The organism is Streptomyces sp. KR55 (assembly GCF_052245645.1).
In the GTDB taxonomy this organism is placed as follows: Bacteria; Actinomycetota; Actinomycetes; order Streptomycetales; family Streptomycetaceae; genus Streptomyces; species Streptomyces flavusporus.
The window spans coordinates 1-17,969 of record NZ_JBQQCE010000181.1 but is presented as its reverse complement, the minus strand read 5'-3'; the positions used below and the strand labels follow the sequence as shown (position 1 = coordinate 17,969).

The 17,969-nt window shown below is 68.2% G+C and carries 17 protein-coding genes and 7 pseudogenes; 14 read left to right on the top strand and 10 right to left on the bottom strand.

Annotation, left to right across the window (positions count from 1 at the left end):
- A partial coding sequence (locus ACTWQJ_RS25400) for an MFS transporter (RefSeq protein ID WP_443308883.1) occupies window positions 1-1,145 on the top strand: 1,145 nt, incomplete at its 5' end.
- Between the two features lie 303 nt (window positions 1,146-1,448).
- On the opposite strand, the pseudogene ACTWQJ_RS25395 reads toward ACTWQJ_RS25400, so the two are convergent.
- A pseudogene (locus tag ACTWQJ_RS25395) lies at window positions 1,449-2,345 on the bottom strand (IS256 family transposase); the annotation flags it as partial.
- 209 nt (window positions 2,346-2,554) lie between these two features.
- On the opposite strand from ACTWQJ_RS25395, the gene ACTWQJ_RS25390 reads away from it, so the two are divergent.
- From ACTWQJ_RS25390 to ACTWQJ_RS25375, 4 genes and pseudogenes are all read left to right on the top strand, one after another.
- Complete coding sequence (locus tag ACTWQJ_RS25390) at window positions 2,555-3,439, top strand: IS982 family transposase (protein ID WP_443308882.1); 885 nt, start codon at window positions 2,555-2,557, stop codon at window positions 3,437-3,439.
- A gap of 293 nt (window positions 3,440-3,732) precedes the next feature.
- Complete coding sequence (locus ACTWQJ_RS25385) at window positions 3,733-4,392, top strand: RNA polymerase sigma factor (RefSeq protein WP_443308881.1); 660 nt, start codon at window positions 3,733-3,735, stop codon at window positions 4,390-4,392.
- Complete coding sequence (locus ACTWQJ_RS25380) at window positions 4,389-5,000, top strand: hypothetical protein (protein WP_443308880.1); 612 nt, start codon at window positions 4,389-4,391, stop codon at window positions 4,998-5,000. Before ACTWQJ_RS25385 ends, ACTWQJ_RS25380 begins: the two co-directional genes overlap by 4 nt.
- A 93-nt stretch (window positions 5,001-5,093) precedes the next feature.
- Window positions 5,094-5,353, top strand: a pseudogene (locus ACTWQJ_RS25375) (GntR family transcriptional regulator); the annotation flags it as partial.
- 33 nt (window positions 5,354-5,386) lie between these two features.
- On the opposite strand, the pseudogene ACTWQJ_RS25370 reads toward ACTWQJ_RS25375, so the two are convergent.
- A pseudogene (locus tag ACTWQJ_RS25370) lies at window positions 5,387-5,574 on the bottom strand (SpoIIE family protein phosphatase); the annotation flags it as partial.
- A gap of 301 nt (window positions 5,575-5,875) precedes the next feature.
- On the opposite strand from ACTWQJ_RS25370, the gene ACTWQJ_RS25365 reads away from it, so the two are divergent.
- Window positions 5,876-6,457, top strand: a complete 582-nt coding sequence (locus ACTWQJ_RS25365; RefSeq protein WP_443308879.1) for a hypothetical protein — start codon at window positions 5,876-5,878, stop codon at window positions 6,455-6,457.
- A gap of 260 nt (window positions 6,458-6,717) precedes the next feature.
- Here the strand turns inward: ACTWQJ_RS25365 and ACTWQJ_RS25360 are convergent.
- The 3 genes and pseudogenes from ACTWQJ_RS25360 to ACTWQJ_RS25350 all read right to left on the bottom strand — a co-directional run bounded on the left by ACTWQJ_RS25360 (window position 6,718) and on the right by ACTWQJ_RS25350 (window position 8,190).
- A pseudogene (locus ACTWQJ_RS25360) lies at window positions 6,718-7,565 on the bottom strand (IS5 family transposase).
- Window positions 7,566-7,596: 31 nt separating this feature from the next.
- Window positions 7,597-8,004, bottom strand: coding sequence for a hypothetical protein (locus ACTWQJ_RS25355; RefSeq protein ID WP_443308878.1), 408 nt, complete (start codon window positions 8,002-8,004; stop codon window positions 7,597-7,599).
- 3 nt (window positions 8,005-8,007) lie between these two features.
- The gene (locus tag ACTWQJ_RS25350) at window positions 8,008-8,190 is read right to left on the bottom strand and encodes a DUF6192 family protein (protein ID WP_443308877.1); all 183 of its coding nucleotides are present in this window, start codon (window positions 8,188-8,190) and stop codon (window positions 8,008-8,010) included.
- 45 nt (window positions 8,191-8,235) lie between these two features.
- On the opposite strand from ACTWQJ_RS25350, the pseudogene ACTWQJ_RS25345 reads away from it, so the two are divergent.
- Window positions 8,236-8,628, top strand: a pseudogene (locus ACTWQJ_RS25345) (transposase); the annotation flags it as partial.
- Between the two features lie 21 nt (window positions 8,629-8,649).
- Here ACTWQJ_RS25345 and ACTWQJ_RS25340 read toward each other — a convergent pair.
- Window positions 8,650-8,898 carry a hypothetical protein gene (locus ACTWQJ_RS25340; protein ID WP_443308876.1) on the bottom strand — a complete coding sequence of 83 codons (249 nt, stop codon included), beginning with the start codon at window positions 8,896-8,898 and terminating at the stop codon, window positions 8,650-8,652.
- 153 nt (window positions 8,899-9,051) lie between these two features.
- Window positions 9,052-10,560 (bottom strand): SulP family inorganic anion transporter, encoded by a 1,509-nt coding sequence (locus ACTWQJ_RS25335; protein WP_443308875.1) that lies wholly within the window; start codon window positions 10,558-10,560, stop codon window positions 9,052-9,054.
- Window positions 10,561-10,975: 415 nt separating this feature from the next.
- On the opposite strand from ACTWQJ_RS25335, the gene ACTWQJ_RS25330 reads away from it, so the two are divergent.
- The 3 genes and pseudogenes from ACTWQJ_RS25330 to ACTWQJ_RS25320 all read left to right on the top strand — a co-directional run.
- The gene (locus ACTWQJ_RS25330; protein WP_443308874.1) at window positions 10,976-11,380 is read left to right on the top strand and encodes a MerR family transcriptional regulator; all 405 of its coding nucleotides are present in this window, start codon (window positions 10,976-10,978) and stop codon (window positions 11,378-11,380) included.
- A 210-nt stretch (window positions 11,381-11,590) separates the two neighbouring features.
- Window positions 11,591-12,205: pseudogene (locus tag ACTWQJ_RS25325) on the top strand (transposase); the annotation flags it as partial.
- Window positions 12,206-12,232: 27 nt separating this feature from the next.
- Window positions 12,233-12,787: pseudogene (locus ACTWQJ_RS25320) on the top strand (IS30 family transposase); the annotation flags it as partial.
- Between the two features lie 64 nt (window positions 12,788-12,851).
- Here ACTWQJ_RS25320 and ACTWQJ_RS25315 read toward each other — a convergent pair.
- Window positions 12,852-13,064 carry an integrase core domain-containing protein gene (locus ACTWQJ_RS25315; protein ID WP_443308884.1) on the bottom strand — a complete coding sequence of 71 codons (213 nt, stop codon included), beginning with the start codon at window positions 13,062-13,064 and terminating at the stop codon, window positions 12,852-12,854.
- The gene (gene abc-f, locus ACTWQJ_RS25310) at window positions 13,061-14,722 is read right to left on the bottom strand and encodes a ribosomal protection-like ABC-F family protein (RefSeq protein WP_443308873.1); all 1,662 of its coding nucleotides are present in this window, start codon (window positions 14,720-14,722) and stop codon (window positions 13,061-13,063) included. The genes ACTWQJ_RS25315 and abc-f overlap by 4 nt, the downstream gene beginning before the upstream one ends.
- Window positions 14,723-14,803: 81 nt before the next feature.
- Between abc-f and ACTWQJ_RS25305 the strand changes: the two genes are divergently transcribed.
- The 3 genes from ACTWQJ_RS25305 (at window position 14,804) to ACTWQJ_RS25295 (ending at window position 16,100) form a co-directional block, all read left to right on the top strand.
- On the top strand, window positions 14,804-15,037 hold the full coding sequence (locus ACTWQJ_RS25305; protein ID WP_443308872.1) for a hypothetical protein: 234 nt from the start codon (window positions 14,804-14,806) through the stop codon (window positions 15,035-15,037).
- A gap of 129 nt (window positions 15,038-15,166) precedes the next feature.
- Window positions 15,167-15,292 carry a hypothetical protein gene (locus ACTWQJ_RS25300; RefSeq protein ID WP_443308871.1) on the top strand — a complete coding sequence of 42 codons (126 nt, stop codon included), beginning with the start codon at window positions 15,167-15,169 and terminating at the stop codon, window positions 15,290-15,292.
- Between the two features lie 25 nt (window positions 15,293-15,317).
- Window positions 15,318-16,100 (top strand): 2-phosphosulfolactate phosphatase, encoded by a 783-nt coding sequence (locus ACTWQJ_RS25295; protein WP_443308870.1) that lies wholly within the window; start codon window positions 15,318-15,320, stop codon window positions 16,098-16,100.
- Here the strand turns inward: ACTWQJ_RS25295 and ACTWQJ_RS25290 are convergent.
- Window positions 16,057-16,401: an ATP-binding protein gene (locus ACTWQJ_RS25290; RefSeq protein WP_443308869.1), complete on the bottom strand. Its 345-nt coding sequence runs from the start codon at window positions 16,399-16,401 to the stop codon at window positions 16,057-16,059. The genes ACTWQJ_RS25295 and ACTWQJ_RS25290 overlap by 44 nt on opposite strands.
- A gap of 248 nt (window positions 16,402-16,649) precedes the next feature.
- Between ACTWQJ_RS25290 and ACTWQJ_RS25285 the strand changes: the two genes are divergently transcribed.
- A partial coding sequence (locus ACTWQJ_RS25285; RefSeq protein ID WP_443308868.1) for a PAS domain-containing protein occupies window positions 16,650-17,969 on the top strand: 1,320 nt, incomplete at its 3' end.

The following is a 17,969-nucleotide window of genomic DNA, read 5'->3' as shown; positions in this document are numbered from 1 at the left end:
TACCCGCCCTGTGCGCCACCCAAATCACGAGCTGGGGAATCGTCTACTACGCCTTCCCGGTCCTGAACGGCCGCATCGCCGCGGACACCGGCTGGTCGGCGACCTCGACGACCGCAGCCTTCTCCGGCGCGTTGCTCGTTTCCGCCCTCATCGGCATCCCGGTCGGACGAATCCTCGACCGAATCGGCCCACGCGCCGTCATGACCACGGGTTCCGCCCTGGGCGTGGCGGCGGTGCTGCTCATCGCGAATGCACCCAACCTGGCCGTCTTCGCCGCGGCTTGGATGCTCGCGGGAGTGGCCATGGCCGCCACCTTCTACCAACCCGCCTTCGCTGCCCTCACCCGATGGTGGGGGCCGGATCGAGTCCGCGCCCTGACGATCGTGACCCTCGCGGGCGGCCTCGCCTCCACTGCCTTCGCACCCCTGACGGCCACGCTCGCCGAACACCTCAGCTGGCGCGCCACGTATACCGTGCTCGCCGCGATCCTCGCGGCCGTCACCATCCCGGCCCACGCCCTGGCACTCCGAGCCCCCTGGCCACCGGCCCCGCCGCAGCCCGCCCAACACCCGCATGGCAAGACGCCGGTGGCCCGCAGCGGCCCCTTCCTGATGCTGGCCGGTGCCCTCACCCTCAACGGCTTCGCGATGTACGCGGTGGTCTTCGGACTCGTGCCCCTGATGATGGAGCGCGGCGCCGGGCCAACCATGGCGGCGTGGGCCCTCGGCCTGGGAGGCGCCGGCCAGACTCTTGGCCGCACGCTGTACGCCAGACTCGCGCGCCACTCGAACGCGACCACCCGCACGGTCGTCCTGACCGCCGCGGGGGCTGCGACCACGGCAGCCCTCGCCCTCGTCAACGGCCCGATCCCGCTACTGGTCGCCCTGGCTGTCGCAGCGGGCATGATCCGAGGCAACCTCACCCTCCTCCAGGCCACCGCTGTCACCGACCGCTGGGGCACCACCCACTACGGCCGCCTCTCCGGCCTCCTCGCCGCCCCCGCCACCGTCGCCGCCGCCCTCGCCCCCTGGGCTGCAGCGAGTCTCGCCACGGCACTCGACGGCTACCCGCCCCTCTTCCTCGTCCTGGCCGCCACGTCTGCCGCGGCCGCCGTCCTCGCCTCCCGGACAACCGCAATTCAGTGAGCCGCAGCGCCCGCGGTATTGGCATGCCACGAGTCATCGCAGCCGTCTACGCGCTGGAACGGGAATCCGCTGCGGTCAGTTCGCGGCATGCAGCCGAGCAGGCGCTTTCACCCTGCCGTCCCTACGCTGCTGCCTTTCGGAGACCCGTTGAGGACGCGTTGGGGATGCAAGGATGGGAACAGACTGACAAAGGCAGAAGAGTGTCGGCACAGTTCACCCAATCCGACCTGCAAGAACGCCGCGAATCAGCCTGGAAACCCAAGGGCCGCCAAGATCCTCAAAGGACTCATAATCCTCGGCCGGCATGTCGGCGACCACGTTGAGCTGGTTGCGGACGGCTTCCGCAGTGGTCTGCGCGAAGATCGTGCGTATGGTGGCGGCCACCATCTCCGCGGAACCCTTTTCGATCACCGCAAAGACATCGCGCACGAAGTGGGACTCGGCACCTTTGCCAGGCGGCGCCGAGGAAGACGGTGCGGATCGCGGCCACCAGGCCGCTGTGGCTGTCGGAGATGACCAGCTGGACGTTGTCCAGGCCGCGGGCCCGTAAGGAGCGCAGGAACTTCGTCCAGAACGGCTTGGACTCGCTGTCGCCGACCATCAGCCCGAGGATCTCGCGGTGACCGGTGGCGGAGATGCCGGTGGCGATGACCACGGCCTGGGAGACGATCCGGTGGTTCACCCTGGCCTTGCAATAGGTGGCGTCCAGGAACATGTAGGGGAAAACGGTGTGGTCCAGCGGCCGTTCCTTGAACGCGGTCAGCTCCTCGTCCAGCTCACCGCAGATCCGGGAGACCTCGGACTTGGAGATACCGCTGTCGGCCCCGAGCGCCTTGACCAGATCGTCGACTGAACGGGTGGACACCCCGTGCACATACGCCTCCATCACCACGGCGAACAACGCCCGGTCGATGCGTCGGCGACGCTCCAGCAGGGAGGGGAAGAATGACCCGGTCCGTACCTTGGGGATCTTCAGATCGACGTCGCCGGCCTGGGTGGTCAGCAGCCGCTCCCGGTGCCCGTTGCGCCAGGTCGTGCGCTTCTCGGAGTGCTCATACGGACGGCACCAATGACCTCGGTCGCCTCCGCGTCGATAAGCTCCTGCAGGATGCGCTCGCACAGCATCCTGATTGTCTCAACTCGGTCGGCCGTACGTAGTGACTCCAGCAGCCGCATCAGCTCAGACTGGGACAAGGCCATCGTGCACCTCCCTGTGGTTGAACCGGCCGTTCACCAGGGAGACTTGCGCGGTGGCCTGCCTCTGTTCAGAGAGCAGTCACCGACATCGGATGCACGCCCCGGGCAGATACCCGCGCGTTCCCGAACCTTGATCGGTTACACCACTAGATGAATGAGTCCGATGTTTGTGCGGGCCGCGACCATGGCGAAGGGCGCCCGTTGGCTCGTATGTGACTACCAGCCTGGACGCCCTTCTGGCGGCACTGTACGTGTTCATCGACGACCATGTGGCCCCTCGTCGCCGGATCGGGCGACCCCCGAAACTGACGGACGCCGAACTGCTGTGCCTCGCGGTCGCCCAGGTCCTGCTCGGCTTCCCCTCCGCGCGGCACTGGATCCGCTTCGCCCACGCCCGGCTGGGCCACCTCTTCCGCTACCTGCCCCAGCAATCGGCCTACAACAAGCGCCTGAACGCGGCCGGTCCGCTGATCAGCCACGTGATCGAGGCCCTGGCCAGGCAGGTCCCCACCTGGAACGACGACCTGCGTCTGATCGACTCCACACCTCTGCCCTGGGCAGCCTTGCGCGAGACCGTCAAACGCTCGGAGCTGGCCGGTCATGCCGGCTACGGCTACTGCCGCAGCCACTCCCGGTTCTTCTGGGACTTCCGGCTCTATCTGGTCACCACCGCCGAAGGCATGCCCGTCACCTGGTGCCTGGCCAACCCGAAACTCGGCGAACGGGAGGTGATGACCGCACTGCCGGAACGCGACCACCACCTCGTCCGCACCGGGCAGGTGATCCTCGCCGACAAAGGCTTCGCCGGGCGGGAGTTCGAGGCGTTCCCCACCGAACGCCTTGGCGTGCATCCGGTCCGCCCGGACCGGAAGGACGAGCCGGTCCGGCACGGCCGACTCGCCCGTGTCCGCCAGTGGATCGAGGCCGTATTCGACACCCTCAAAGGCCAGCTCAGCCTAGAACAACACGGCGGCATCACCCCCGCCGGAGTCTTCGCCCGCACCGGCCAACGCCTCCTCGCCCTCGCAGCCGGCATCTGGCACAACTGGACCACCGACGCCAAGATCAAACGATCCCTGATCGCCTACGACCACTAAGTAGGGTCGGGAACTGGCGCGGTGGCCGTTGCTCCGTTTCCAGTCCCCGACCCTACTGAGCAAATTAGCCAGCGGAGTCCAAGCAGGCCGCATTGAATGCGTCTGCATGGCCATATGAGCCTGGACCCCACCGGCAAGGGCCGCAAACGCTGGTCACAGCGGTGGAAGGCCGCGCTCAACGCCTTCGAGATCGATGTAACACTCGGCGGACCGGCGGCCAAGAGCAGGGTGACAGGCCGGTACGGGCGACCGTCCCGGCCCCCTCGGACATCTTGGACCCCTTGGAGGAACGGATGCCCCATCCCGACCGACATCCCGGCTCCGGCCGGCACGATCCAGGGCCGACCGCCCCGTCCCGCACCGACCCGGCGGGCTTCCGGGCCTTCTACGACGAGAACTTCGATGCCCTGCTGGGTTTCGTGACGCGCCGAGTCGCCGACCCGCATCTCGCCGCGGACCTCACGGCCGACGTCTTCCTGGCCGCGCTGGAGGCGGCCGACAGCTTCGATCCTCGCCGAGGGGCGCCCAGGGCCTGGCTGTACGGCATCGCGCGCAACGTCCTGTCCGGGCATTTCCGCAGCAACGCGCGGGAGCGCGACGCGGTCGCCCGGCTGAACGGGCGTCGCCTGCTGGACGAGGAGGACATCGCGGCCCTGGAGGAACGCATCGACGCGGAACGCGCGGCCCGGGAGCTGGCCGTCCGGCACAGCGCGCTCAGCAAGCCGCTGCGGGAGGTCGTCGACCTCGTTGCCGTCGACGGTCTGACGCCCCGCGAGGCCGCCGCGGCCCTCGGCACCAGCCAGACCACCGTACGCGTACGACTGCACCGCGCCCGACGGATCCTGCGTGCCGTTCCCGCCGCGTCACCCGCCGTGCGGCGGCCACCCGCCCCCGTATCGACGCCGTCGCCCACCACCCGCCGCCCCGAAACCACCCTGGAGACCACGCTGTGACCAGCACCCTCAGCTCCCCCCGCCCGACCGGATTCCAGCAGCGTCTGGGCGACGAACTCGAATCCCTCGCCCTGCTGACGTCTGTCGCCGCCGAGGCCCGGCCCGCCCCGCGACGGACCCGGACCGTACGCCTGCGGCTGCCCCTCGCCGTCGCCGGTGTCGCCGCCGGCGTGGCCGCCGCGGTGGCCCTGCCCGTCCTCTCCCTCCCGGGTCATGGGGCGCAGACGATCGGCTCATCCGCGTACGCGGTCACCAAGGAGAGCGACGGCACCCTGCTCCTGCGCCTCGACAGCCGCGATGGGCTGGAAGGCTTCCAGAAGGCGCTGGACGAGCTCGGCGTACCGGCAACTGCCCTGGAACCCAGCGCCGCCTGCACCGAGCCTCGGCCCGAGGCCATCCCGGGGGCGTCGACCGGGCTGCGCGGGGCCGAGAAGGGCGACCCGCCGAACTCCGTCCGGATCGACCCGGACGGCTTGCCGGACAACGGCCACCTGCTGCTGACCGCCGGATTCGCCCCGGACGGACGTATGGCCGTCCTCGCCGTGTCGGTCGTCAAAGACATCCCCAGCTGCTTGCCGGGCAGCGGGGACATCGTCCGAGTGAAGTGACCGGCCACCAAGTCTCTTCCCCGCTCTGACCCGCGTTGAGAGGATCACTCGCCGCCCCCATCACCATTCCACTAATTAAGCAGTGGAATGGTGATGGTGATCTTGGAGTTCCGCATCGACAAGCGGAGCGGGGTCCCCCTTATCAGCAGATCGTCCTGCAGACCAAGCAGGCCCTACGGCGGGGCGTACTGGTGTCGGGGGACCGGCTGCCGACGGCCAAGGAGGTCGCCGAGACCTGCGCGGTCAACCCGAACACCACGCTGGAGGCGTACCGGGTGCTGGAACGCGAGGGCCTGGTCGAGCCACGGCCGGGCCTGGGCACCTTCGTACGCCGGTCGCTGGCCCGTTCTCAAGAACATCGGACTCATTCATCTAGGCGGGACACCATCCTTGAGCAGGTGGGTGCGCTCGCCGAGCGGATAGAAGCGTCCACTGTCGTCCCGGGCCTCGGTGACGCCGTCTGTGTAGAGCAGCAGCTGGTCACCGGGCAGGAACCTGGTGCGGAAGGGCTGTGGTCCGGCAGCCCCGTGGGCCGCGAGCCTGAGCGGCAGGGCGTAGCAGGCGGCTCGGGAAATGCGTAGCCGCACGCCTGCTCGCTCGCCCTCAGTCATGGGCTGGGCACGAGCATTCTGGTCGGCCGGCGGACCCCGGAAGCGGCCGTGGAAGTACTGCGCTACCACCTGAAGTGCGTGTTTCTGATCCTGGGCTGCCCTGGTCATCTGGCCGAACGGGACACCGACTCGCACTTCCCCTGCCCGGGGGGAACACGAGCAGGCGACGTGGCCTGCCCTGGCTTGCTGTGCGCGAGAGCCGCTGATCTGACTCCTCAGCCGCAATGGGGCAGATGTCAGTCCTGATCACTAGGCTCCAAGCCCATGACCTACATCTTTGATGTCTTCACAGAACCGCGGCGCGGCAACGTCCTCACCGGCAGCGTGCAGTACCGCGATCCCGACAATTATGGGTTCTCCCAAGGGCCCGCATTCGGGCTGCAGCTCATCATGGATGCTTGGAAGGAGGGCGGTGACTTCGGTGCCGGGCCTGTCTCCGCCGCGACGGAAGCCGAGTTCAAAGAGCTCTTCGAGCTGTTCCTCGGCCCGAAGGCGCGTGTTGACGAGAAGGGCTACCTGCTGGAGGAGGGCTCCACCCAGGTGCGCATACCTCGCGTAAAAGCGGAGGAGTTCTACCAGGGCCAGCTCCACCCCTACGGCGGGCGAGGCTTCTCGGACGGCACCCACTACATCCAACTCACTCCGCAGCCAGACGAGTTCGCACGCCGCACCGAAGAGATCATCGTCTCCTGGGAGATCCGCGAGGACGACCCCACTGATCTCGACGAAGACGAGGGCACGTCCGCCTCCTTTACCCTCGAGGTGAGCGATCCCCGCTATCTGGAGCACTTCGCCAAGAACACGTACTTCCAGACCGCCTTCACAGGCCACCTCCCCTTCTTCTAGGTTCGACCAGCCGGTACTTCACCGTCGTCCGGCGGCTTTCTGGGCTGCCGGACTTCGGCAGGCGCCGAGTAGAAGAAGCGCCGTTAGGTGACGGCCGGCGCCGGTTTCCTCGGCCGGCTGGGCGTGGCGCCCTTCCGGGCCAGGCGCCTGGTCATGAGGGTGATGGCCGCCAGGTTCCGCCGGCCTTTCAACGCTGAGGCCTCCACTGGAACCTGCGGCACAAAGGTGCTCCGTCGCCAGCTACGGGACTACGCCCGCCCTCACCGCCGTCCGGCAGCCTTCTGCGCTGCTGCAGTTCGGGTCAGACGCCGGGTCATCAGAGTGATAAGTGACCAGGTCAAATGGGCTTCGCTATGTTGCGGGAGACGTTCGTAGTCCCTCACGTTGCGACGGGCGTGCATGATCCAGCCCAGCGTCCGTTCCACCTTCCAACGGCGAGGAAGGACGACGAAACCCTTGGCGTCCTTGGGCCTGGTGACGGTCCGGAGGGTCAGATGAAGGCGGTCTCCTGCCCAGTCGACGAGCTGGCCGGCGTATACGGAGTCGGCCCAGACCTGGGTGAGCTGGGGTGGGTGAGCCGAAGGCGGAACAGCATTTCGCGGGCGGCGTCGCGGTCGGTCATGTCTGCGCGGGTCACCATGATCATCACAGGCATGCCTTCGGTGTCGACGGCGATATGTCTCTTGCGTTCGTTGATTCTCTTCCCGGCGTCATAGCCGCGCGTGGCCTTCGAGACGGTGTCGGCGGCCTTCACCGACTGCGAGTCGACGATCAGGGTCACGGGATAGGGGCAGCGGCCGAGGTTCGTACGGATCCGTCGCCGCAGCTGGTCACGGATCCAGGCCACAACCCCGGCCCGGTTCCACCGTGCGAAGAAGCCGTAGACCGTCTCCCATGGTGGGAAATCGGCAGGCAGAGCCCTCCATTCGGCGCCGTTGTCGACGATGTGGCGAATCGCATCCACGATGTCCCGCCTCGGCCACTTCTCGAGGTGCCCGCCGGTCTTGGTCTGGCAGGCCGGGACCGGTAACAGCGGCTCGATCAAGGCCCACTCGGCGGTGGTGGTGTCTGAGGGATAGCGGCTGCGGCGACGTGAACAGGCTCGCATGAAGAGCTCGGCAAGGTGTGTCGGGTGGGGACTACTTGGTCAGTTGGGCCAGCGTCGCGCGGACGCCGGTGAGCTGGGCGGATGCCAGCTGGGCCCACTCGTCGTCCGGATGACGGGCCAGGTGCGGGGCGAGCGTGCCCGTGATCATCCGGGTGAGCCGGACGAGGATCTCCTGGAACTGCTTCTTCTCGTACTCGATCCAGTCCGCCGGGTCCTCGGAGAACATGTATCCGTCCCGGCGGCGCCAGACGATCGGGGTCAGGTGCTCGGCGGCACCAACGTCCCGCAGGTGCCGGATCCCCCGCTCAACCTGCGACTTCGTCAGCCGGGTCGCGGAGACCAACTGCCTGGTCTGCAAGCCGGCGGGCCTGGCTTCCATCAGGGCGACACGGACCAGGTCGCCGTAGTGCTCCGCGAGCGGCCGGGCCTGACGGGCCATGGCCTACTCGCCCTTGAGGAGCTGAGTCAGCTGGTCGTCCAGGGTGAACTCACCGTGGTCGACTGCGGCTTCGAGCCACTCGGCCGCTGCGCGGACCCTGGCGATGCCGCGGCGGACGGTCTCGCGTTCGTCCTCGGTGAACTCCTGGCCCCGCAGCCGCGGAACGAGCCGACCCGGGGTGGCCACGAACTGATGGCAGGAGCCCACCAGGTCGAGGTACTCAATGGTGTGCTCGATCTTCCTGTGGCCGTCTGGGTCACCGCCGCCAGCGTCTCCGACAACGCCGGCGGCATCCACCTGCTCTCCCAGATCGCCGACGCCAACCCCGGCATCACCAAAGCGTGGGCCGACACCGGCTACCGCACCAAGGGCATCGACCACGGCGCCCGCCTCGGCATCGACGTAGAAGTCGTCCAACGCGACCCTGGCGTCACAGGATTCAAGGTCATTCCCCGACGTTGGGTGGTCGAGCGGACCTTCGGCTGGCTCATGCACCACCGGCGCCTCGCCCGCGACTACGAGACGCACCCCCATCGTTCCGAAGCCATAATCCACATCGCGGTGATCGACCTCATAAGCCGCAGGCTCACCCGCGAATCCACCGCGAACTGGCGCGACGCCTGACCGACCGCACGGCACCACCGCCTACTCCCGCAGGGCCATGAACCGCTGATCCAGGAGATCAACGCACTCATGAAGACCAGGCCGCGGCGGGCCGGCGCATTCACGCATCACCGCGATCGCCTGCACGCTGCGACCGGCGGCGATGAGACCGTCCACCTCCGCTCGCGCCTCGGCCGACAGCCTGCCCCACAATGAATCATCCACGCCGACATTGAACCTGCTCAACAGCCGTAACCCCAGGTCGGAGCTCTGGTTATCAAACACACCCACCGGGACAAAACGCTCTTTGAACCGCTTGTTCCGGCAGTAGCGAGCGGGGCTTACGGCGTCCGGGGCTCGGCGTCGCGCCGGCCACTGACGTGGCAAGGGAAAGGACCGCGGGGAGTGATGTCGCCGCGGCTCTTGGCTGCGTGCGTATACCGGTCAGTGGCTGCCGGCGAGTTCGCCGCTGAGCGTCTTGTGGATCCGGGCGCTGGACTCGTTCAGCCCGATGATCTCGACGGTCTTGCCGCGACGGGCGTACTTGGTCTCGATGGCGTCGAGGGCGGCGACGGAAGAGGCGTCCCAGATGTGGGCGGCGGACAGGTCGATGACGACCTTGGCGGGGTCGGTGGCGTAGTCGAACCGGCCGATGAGGTCGTTGGAGGAGGCGAAGAACAGTTCGCCGGTGACCTGGTAGACGACGGTGGCGTGGTCGGGGTCGGTGACGGCGGTGACCTGGGCGAGGTGGGCGACGCGCTTGGCGAAGATGACCATCGCGGTGATCGAACCGACGACGACGCCGATGGCGAGGTTGTGGGTGGCGACCACACACGCGACGGTGACCACCATGACGGTGATCTCCCCGGCCGGCATCCGCTTCAGCGTCTTCGGTGCGATGGAGTGCCAGTCGAAGGTGGCCACCGACACCATGACCATCACGGCGACGAGCGCGGCCATGGGAATGTCGGAGACGACTGGTCCGAAGACGATGCACAGCACCATCAGGAACGCACCCGCCAGGAAAGTCGACAACCGGGTACGGGCACCGGATACCCGCACGTTGATCATCGTCTGGCCGATCATCGCGCAGCCGCCCATGCCGCCGAAGAAGCCGGTGACGATGTTGGCGACGCCCTGGCCGAGGGACTCGCGGGTCTTGGAGGAGTGGGTGTCGGTGATGTCGTCGACCAGCTTGGCCGTCATCAACGACTCCATCAGGCCGACCAGCGCCATGGCGAGCGCGTACGGTGCAACGGTCGTCAGCGTGTCCAGGGTGAACGGCACGTCCGGCAGGCCCGGCACGGGGAGGGAGGACGGCAGGGCGCCCTTGTCGCCCACGGTCGGCACCGCGATCCCGGCCGCGACCGTGAGGACGGTGAGGATGACGATGGACACCAGCGGCGCCGGGACCACCGTGGTGACCTTCGGGAAGAACACCATCAGCGCCAACCCGGCCGCGATCAGCGGATAGACGGCCCACGGCACGTCCGTCATCTCCGGCACCTGCGCCATGAAGATGAGGACGGCGAGGGAGTTGACGAACCCGACCATCACCGAGCGCGGCACGAATCTCATCAGCTTGGCGACGCCGAGCGCGCCGAGGGCGATCTGGAAGACGCCGGCGAGGATGACCGCCGCGACGAGGTAGCCGAAGCCGTGCTCGCGATTCAGTGGGGCGATGACCAGGGCTACGGCACCGGTGGCCGCGGAGATCATGGCCGGTCGGCCGCCGACGATCGCGATGGTCACGGCCATGGTGAACGAGGCGAACAGGCCGACCGCCGGGTCGACCCCGGCGATGATCGAGAACGAGATCGCCTCGGGGATCAGCGCCAGGGCGACCACAAGACCGGCCAGCACCTCGGTGCGCAACACCTTCGGATCGGACAGCCAGGACGGACGCCGGGAGCCGCGCATCCACGCGGCCGGGGACAGTGCGGAGGAGGACAAGACGTAAGGAACCTGTCGTGCTCGGGCGCGCCCGGCATCACTGCGGGCGCGCAGGAAGGCGTGGAAGGCCGGGGCGGCCGGCCACGAAGTCCGCGAGCGGCGGACCGAGGTCAGTGGGCAACAGCGAGGCGACCCGTGAGGGAACCGGGCGCTGCGTGGGGGCGAAGGGTCACGGCGGGCAGACAGCGGCGCCGGGCATCATGGGCATGCGCACGCTCTCTCCTGCGGACTACGGTCTTCGCCGGGGGCGTCGTCGGCCCCGACACGGCTGATGGTCACGGGACGCCATCCCGCACCATGGGAACGGGCACGGCAGGCAGCCGACCCAGCACCAGGGCTACTCTACCCTAACGTTAGGGTAGAGATTGGCGGCGGCCGTTCGCGGCCGTGGCGAGAGACGAGGAAGGCACCCGGCGTGAGCAGCGAGCACATGCAGATCGGCGAGGTCGCCGCACGGACCGAGCTGTCGCTGCGCACGATCCGGCACTACGAGGAGACCGGCCTCGTCATCCCCTCCGCACGCTCCCAGGGCGGCTTCCGCCTCTACACCGAGGCCGATGTCGCCCGCCTGATGGTCATCCGCCGTATGAAGCCGCTCGGCTTCACCTTGGACGAAATGCGTTCCCTGCTGGAGGCCACCGACCGCCTCGACTCGGGCGAGGAACTGCCGCCCGAGGAGCGCGAGGCACTGCTGGACCGGATCCGCGGCTTCGAGCAGGCCGCCCAGCAGCGGGTCGAGGACCTGCGCACCCGACTGTCCCGCGCCGAGGAGTTCGCAGCCACGCTGGCGGAGCGCCTCACACGGACTCCCACGCCCTGAAGCAGCCGCCACTCGGAGTACGCGACGGACTGGCCGGTGCGGTGGCTCGCGAGCCGGACATCGACGTCGCCGCAACCACCGGAGACGGCACCGAGACGCCGGCCCTGGCGCGGCAACACCCGCCCGAAGCACTCGAAGCGGCCTCATGGACGTGAGGTGACATGCGGTGTGAGGTTCCCCTCGTAGCGTGGAGTCCGTGACAGCAGGGGGATGTTGGTTGTCATGGCGGAGAAGCGTCGCAAGTTCACGGCGGAGTTTCGTGAGGGGGCGGTACGCATCGTGACGGAGACCGGGAAGCCGGTCCCCGAGGTCGCGAAGAACCTGGGGATCAACGAGACGACCCTGGCGAGCTGGGTCTCGCGGGCGAAGCGGGCCGAGAACGCCACGCCGGAGGACAAGGACGCGTTGATCGCCCGGCTGACGGCGGAGAACGCGGCGTTGAAGAAGGGAGAACAAGGAGCTGGGGATGGAGCGCGATGTCCTCAAACGCTGCACGGTCCTGTGGGTGAAGCAGCTGCGGCGGACCCGGCCGCCGTGGCCGGGGTGCTCAGCGACAACAGGACCGGGCACGGCATCCCGCACACCGTCTCGCGCCGCGCTCTCGGCGTGAGCGAGTCATGGTTCTACAAGTGGCGCGACCGGCGGCCCACAGGGCGTGAACTGCGCAGACAGCGGCTGGCCGACGAGATCAAGGAGATCTTCACCGAGTCTGGTGGCACCTACGGATCACCGAAGATCTTCATCCTGCTGGTCCGCAAGGGCTGGCGGGTCTCGGTGAACACCGTCGTGAAGCTGATGGCCGAACTCGGCCTCGTCGCCCGGGCGGTGAGACGCCGAAGCGGGCTGACCAGCGAGGATCGCGCGGTCCCGGGGCACTGGGAGGGCGACCTCATCATCGGCACCGGCCGGTCCGCGATCGGCATGCTCGTGGAGCGCACGACACGGTTCACCATGCTGCTGCACCTGCTCCGGATGGACGGCTACGGCGTCGAGCCACGGGTCAAGAACGGCCCGGCACTGGCCGGCCGCGGCGCCGAGGCCGTCAAGGATGCGATCGCCGGCACGATCACCACGCTGCCCGAGCAGCTGCGCCGCTCGCTGACCTGGGACCGCGGCAAGAAGCTGGCCCAGCACGCCCAACTCCGCATCGACACCGGGCTGCAGGTCTACTTCGCCGACCCGCACAGCCCCTGGCAGCGAGGCGCCAACGAGAACACCAACGGACTGCTGCGCCAGTACTTCCCCAAGGGCACAGACCTGTCGCGATGCCAGGCCGACGAACTCGAGGCCGTCGCTCTCGCCCTCAACAACAAGCCCCGCAAAACCCCGGGTTGGAAGACACCCGCCGAAGCCCTGAACGAACATCTACTATCCGTCCAGGAAGCCGCTGTTGCGACGACCGGTTGAATCCGCGCAGTACACGTCTTTCGCGTTCACCGCGCACTGAACCGCTCCGGGATCGGTGGAGGCTTTATGCGTTGACTCCAGCCGCCGGCTGGGGCTGGAGTTGAGCGTAGTAGTTGGTCTCGTGCTCGTGGGGCGGGATGTCTCCGATCGCTGTGTGGAGGCGCTGGTTGTTGAACCAGTCGACCCATTCCGCGGTGGCGAGTTCGACGTCGGCGAGGCCGTGCCAGGGCTTGCGGGGCCATTCGGCGCGGATGACTGAGCGGCTCAAGGTCGTCAGTTCTGGCGCGCCTTCTCGGCGGCCATGGGTAGTTCCAGGCGGGGCCCGTGGAAGCGTTCGCGCAGGAGCCGGTCGTGCGTCACCACGACCAGCGTGCCGGTGTAGCGGGCCAGGGCTGCCTCGATCTCCTCCACCAAGGCGGGGGCCAGGTGGTTCGTCGGCTCGTCGAGCAGCAGCAGATCGAGTGGGCCGGCCGTCACGAGCCGGGCCAGTTCGAGCTTGCGGCGCTGCCCGACGGACAGCGCCCGTACGGGGACAGCGAGGTCGACGGCGTGGAACAGGCCGAGCGCAAGCAGTTCGTCGGCGTGCTCGTCGGGCTGCCCCGCCCTGTCGGCAGCGAATGCCGCGAGCAGCGTTCGGTCATCGAAGGCGGCATCGAGCGCGCTCTCCTGACGTAGGAATCCGACCCGCCGCGGTCGGCGAACGATACCGGCGTCAGGCGTCAATTCCCCTGCCAGCAGTCGGAGAAGGGTGCTTTTGCCGACACCGTTGGGGCCGGTGACGAGTAGTCGGTCGCCAGGGGCGAGTTTCAGGGACGGGACGTACAACCGCCCTTTGACCAGGACGCCTTCCAGGTGCGTTGCCGTTAATGTTTCCTCGACGGTTGGCGTGCCTTCGACGCGGCCTGTGAACCGCAGCGGCTGCGGAGGCGGCGCCACGGGGTGCTCCGTGAGCCGTTGCAACCGCTCGCGTGCGTTACGGATGCGGCTTTGTGCGCCGTGGGCCCGCGAGCGCGCTCGGAAAGCGCCGGCGCCGCTGAAGGCCCACGGCCCCTTGCGGGGGATCTCGGCCAGCAGTCCGATACTGGAGTCGGCGAGGTGTTCCTGTCGGGCGACCTCATTGCGCCATTGCTCGTGATCCCACGCCCAACGGGCCCGAGCCGCCGCCTTGGCGGCGAGGAAGCCGGCGTATCCGTTTCCGTAGCGCCGTACCGTGTGCTGATCGTGATCCACTTCCAGCACGGTGGAGGTGACGCGATCCAGGAACGCCCGATCGTGCGTGGCCACGATCACCGTGCCTCGATGGCGGCGCAGATGGCCTTCGAGCCAGGCCACGGCCTCGTCGTCCAGATCGTTGGTCGGCTCGTCGAGCAGCAGCAGTTCGGGGGCGGAGGCCAGGGTCGCGGCGAGCGCGAGCCGGGAGCGCTGTCCTCCGGAGAGGGTGCTCAGCGGACGTGTGCGATCCAGTGGCGCGTGCTCGCCAAGTCGGCGCAGGCTCACCTCGACACGGCGATCCGCTTCGTTCCCACCCCGCGCCTCGAACTCGGCCACCAGGGCGGCGTAGTGCTCGAACTCGGCGGGGCCGGCCGTGCCCAGCGCCGCCTCCGTGATCCGGATACGGCGTTCGAGGGCGCGCAGTTCGCCCAGCACGTGGTCCACGGCATCGCCCACGCGCGCCGAATCGGGCAGATCGAGAGTCTGGCGAAGGTGGCCGATGCCGCCTGGTGCTGTGACGGTCAGGCTGCCGTTGTCGACCGGCTCCTGCCCTGCGAGCAGCCGCAGAAGCGTGGACTTCCCAGAGCCGTTGTCCCCGACGATCCCGACCTTTTCGCCCGGCCGGACAGTGAGAGACACGCGGTCCAGCACAATGCGGTCGCCATAGCGCTTGGTCACCTCGGCAAGAGCAAGCTGAGACGTGGTGAGAGGAGGAGCAGTCACGGTGGTGCCGGCAGGAGCAGGATGCAAGAGCAGTCCTTTGCTAGGCGAACAGGATCGTGCGGCAAGCAGAAGGAGCACCAGTTGCTCGCCGACGAACTAGAAGCTAGACGATACGTTCCGTCTCGTCAACCCCTGCTGCACGGCGCCTCCAGCACAGAGGTCCGTCTGTTGCAGATCACCGACATCGATCCGGCGGCCCAGACGGTCCGGCTCGGCAAGCGACCCCATTCCATCCCGCTGGACCCGGCCTCCTGGACCGTACTGCAACGCTGCCTGGCCGCCGCGAGGCATGGCCGGCGGCCAACCCGCACGTGATGGTCACCAATGGAACGAAGGCTGGGCGAAAACCCGGCCTCAACTGCCTAGCTCTCCCACGTCCTTGACGACTGCGCATACCCGCCCAGGACGATCCGCAGCACCCACCTCCTCAACCTGGTGAACACCATGGACCCCAAGCTCGTCGCCGCAGCCTTCGGCATGGACCCGCAGGCCACCCTGATCTACCTCGCCAACCACGTCGACCCCGGGCGCCTGCCCAGCTCGCGAACACCAGATAGCCCTCCCCGTTGATCCAACCGGTGCAGACTCGACCACCATGAGCAACTGGTTCCTGCAACAAGAGAACGGCGTCCGATTCGAGTGGGGCCCCACCGGTGCCCAGCAGCTGGCGCAGGACGTCGCCTGCCTGGTGGTAGTCGACGTGCTGTCGTTCACGACGTCGGTGACCGTCGCCGTCGAAGCAGGGATCCAGGTCTTTCCCTATGCCTGGCGCGACGAGACGGCGGCCGCGTTTGCCCAGAACAAGACGGCGGCGCTGGCCGTGGGGCGGCGAGCCGCCACCTCGACGTCACCGTGGTCGCTGTCTCCGGCAGCCCTCCGGCAAGCCCCGTTCATCCCGCGACTTGTGCTGCCTTCACCCAACGGATCCGCCATCGCCGCGGCGGCAGGCGATTCGACGGTGGTGGCGGGTTGCCTGCGTAACGCCACCGCTGTCGGACGATGGCTGGCCCGGCACGGCTACGGAACTGCAGAACGTCCCGTCGTGGTGATCGCTGCTGGTGAGCGGTGGCCGGACGGAAGCCTGCGACCTGCGCTGGAGGACTTGCTGGGCGCCGGGGCGATCATCGCCGAACTGGAGTCACGAGGAGTTGGCCCGCTGTCCTGCGAGGCGGCTGCAGCGCGGGCTTGCTTCATGCAGACCGCCGATGTCATGAGTGCCGTAGCCGCCTCTTCCTCGGGCATTGAACTGGCCCGGAGCGGGTTCGCCGACGACGTGGCGATCGCCACGGAGCTCGACGCCAGCGCGATCGTGCCCGTCCTCACCGACGGAGCCTTCAACCACAGCACCGACGGCACAGGGTCGCCGCCGAACCTGTGAAGTTTCGCCAGCACCTTGCACGAGTTCTCCGGAACAAGTGCGCTTTGACGATGCCGACGTTGGTTGTGAGGATCGTGCTCGACTTCGGATACCGCTGGTTGATCACCTGGAACATGGCCGAGGCGCCGTCGTCGGGCAGCGGGAGGTAGCCGAGTTCATCGATCACCAGCAGGCGGGGGCCCGCGAAGAACCGCATGATGCTTGCCCAGCGGCCTTCGAGGGCGGCCTTGTGGCACTTCGCCGCCAGTTCGGCCGCGGTGGTGAAGTAGACGCGGTGGCCGGCAGACGGCAGAGCGGGCAACTCCTACGCGAGCCGCCGGCTTGGCGTCTTCATCCAAGTCGTCCGGCATCCACACCGAGCCGGATGACGTAAGGGGTACGGGCAGCGCGGCTGGCCTGGGGGAACCTGCTGGGAGACGGCCGGACGGCTGACGGGCAGGGCGTGGGCCGGTTCGCGCCGCCTGCGGACGCACGACCCGATCCGATCGTTTGCGCAGCGTGAGCATCAGGCGGACTCTGGACCTGATGAATCGGGCCGGTGAGGGCGTCATGAGCTACGCAAGGAAGGCGAGCGGGGACACCGACTTCCGTGGCCCGCTGGACGTGACGAAGGCTGCCACATTTGTGGTCGACTGCCAGGACATCGTCATCGGCTGGAGTCCTGCGGCGCAGGAGCTCCTCGGTTATCGCCCGACGGAGATCATCGGACGGCCCGTTGGCGCATACCTGACGTCCACGGCAGCAGCCGATCCCCCATCGGCCGAGCCGCTCGCCGCGAGCCCCGCCGACGCGCCGACCCTGTCCTTCCCGAAGCGCGACCTGCAGATCGCCGTCCACCGTGACGGTCACCGCCTGCAACTCGTCACCGCGGTTTGTCACCTTGCCGGAACCGGGGCGGCACAGCGCGTCGTCGTGGCGGCCGACCGTGAGCAGCTTGTGGAATGGGAGTCCCGGCTGGCCATGCTGGACGGTCTGGCCACCCAGTCGCCTCTGGGTTTCGCCATCTATGACACCGAGCGCCGTCTCGTCTGGTGCAACGCCGCTTCCGAGAAGGAGCTCGGGCGGCCGCTCGCGGAACTCCGGAGCGGGCCGGCCGACGAGCTGTACCCCAGGGGCAGAGTCGTGACACCGGGCTATCCGGAATCGCTGGATGCGGTCATGCGCCAGGTGCTGGAGACCGGGGAGCCGATCCTCGATCTGCACTTTCTCGGAGAGCAGCCCAGCGACCCCGGGAGGGTCCACCTGTGGTCCTGTTCCTATTACCGGCTGCACGACTCGGACGGCCAAGTGCTCGGGGTGTGCGAGGACGCGTTCGACATCTCCGACCGCTACGAGGCGCAGCGGCAACTGAATCTGCTGGTCGAGGCCGGCCGCCGGGTCGGCACCACGCTGGACGTGATCGCCACGACCGACGAGTTGGCCGCGGTGGCGGTGCCCGAGTTCGCCGACGCCGTCGAGGTCGACCTCGCTCCGGCGGTGCTGGAAGGCGAGGTGCCGGGCGTTACGGGTCCGACGGGGGTCGAGCTGATCCGCGCTTCCTCCCGCTCTGGCCCGGCGCACTCCGCCGGGGCGCTGAACCGTCACCCGCATCCGGTGGAGTACGCGAACGGCTCGCCCCAGCACCGCAGCCTCGCCTCGGGCGGGCTGGTGCTCGAGGACGACACCCTGGTCGTGCCGTTGCGCGCCGGTGGCACGGCCCTGGGCCTCGTCACCTTCATCCGCCACAGCGGGTCGGGAATCTTCGACCGTGCTGCCGTCGCGGTTGCGGACGAGCTGGCCGCCCGGGCCGCGGTGTCCATCGACAACGCCCGCCGCTACACGCGCGAACGCACCGCCGCCCTGGCTCTCCAGCGGCAGCTCCTGCCGCAG

What these genes read in the sequence shown, in the direction of transcription:
- ACTWQJ_RS25365 (WP_443308879.1), top strand. Translation starts at nt 5,876, where the DNA reads ATGACCTACATCTTTGATGTCTTCACAGAACCGCGGCGCGGCAACGTC.
- ACTWQJ_RS25295 (WP_443308870.1), top strand. Translation starts at nt 15,318, where the DNA reads ATGAGCAACTGGTTCCTGCAACAAGAGAACGGCGTCCGATTCGAGTGG.
- ACTWQJ_RS25385 (WP_443308881.1), top strand. Translation starts at nt 3,733, where the DNA reads ATGCCCCATCCCGACCGACATCCCGGCTCCGGCCGGCACGATCCAGGG.
- ACTWQJ_RS25355 (WP_443308878.1), bottom strand. Translation starts at nt 8,004, where the DNA reads ATGGCCCGTCAGGCCCGGCCGCTCGCGGAGCACTACGGCGACCTGGTC.
- ACTWQJ_RS25300 (WP_443308871.1), top strand. Translation starts at nt 15,167, where the DNA reads ATGGACCCCAAGCTCGTCGCCGCAGCCTTCGGCATGGACCCGCAGGCC.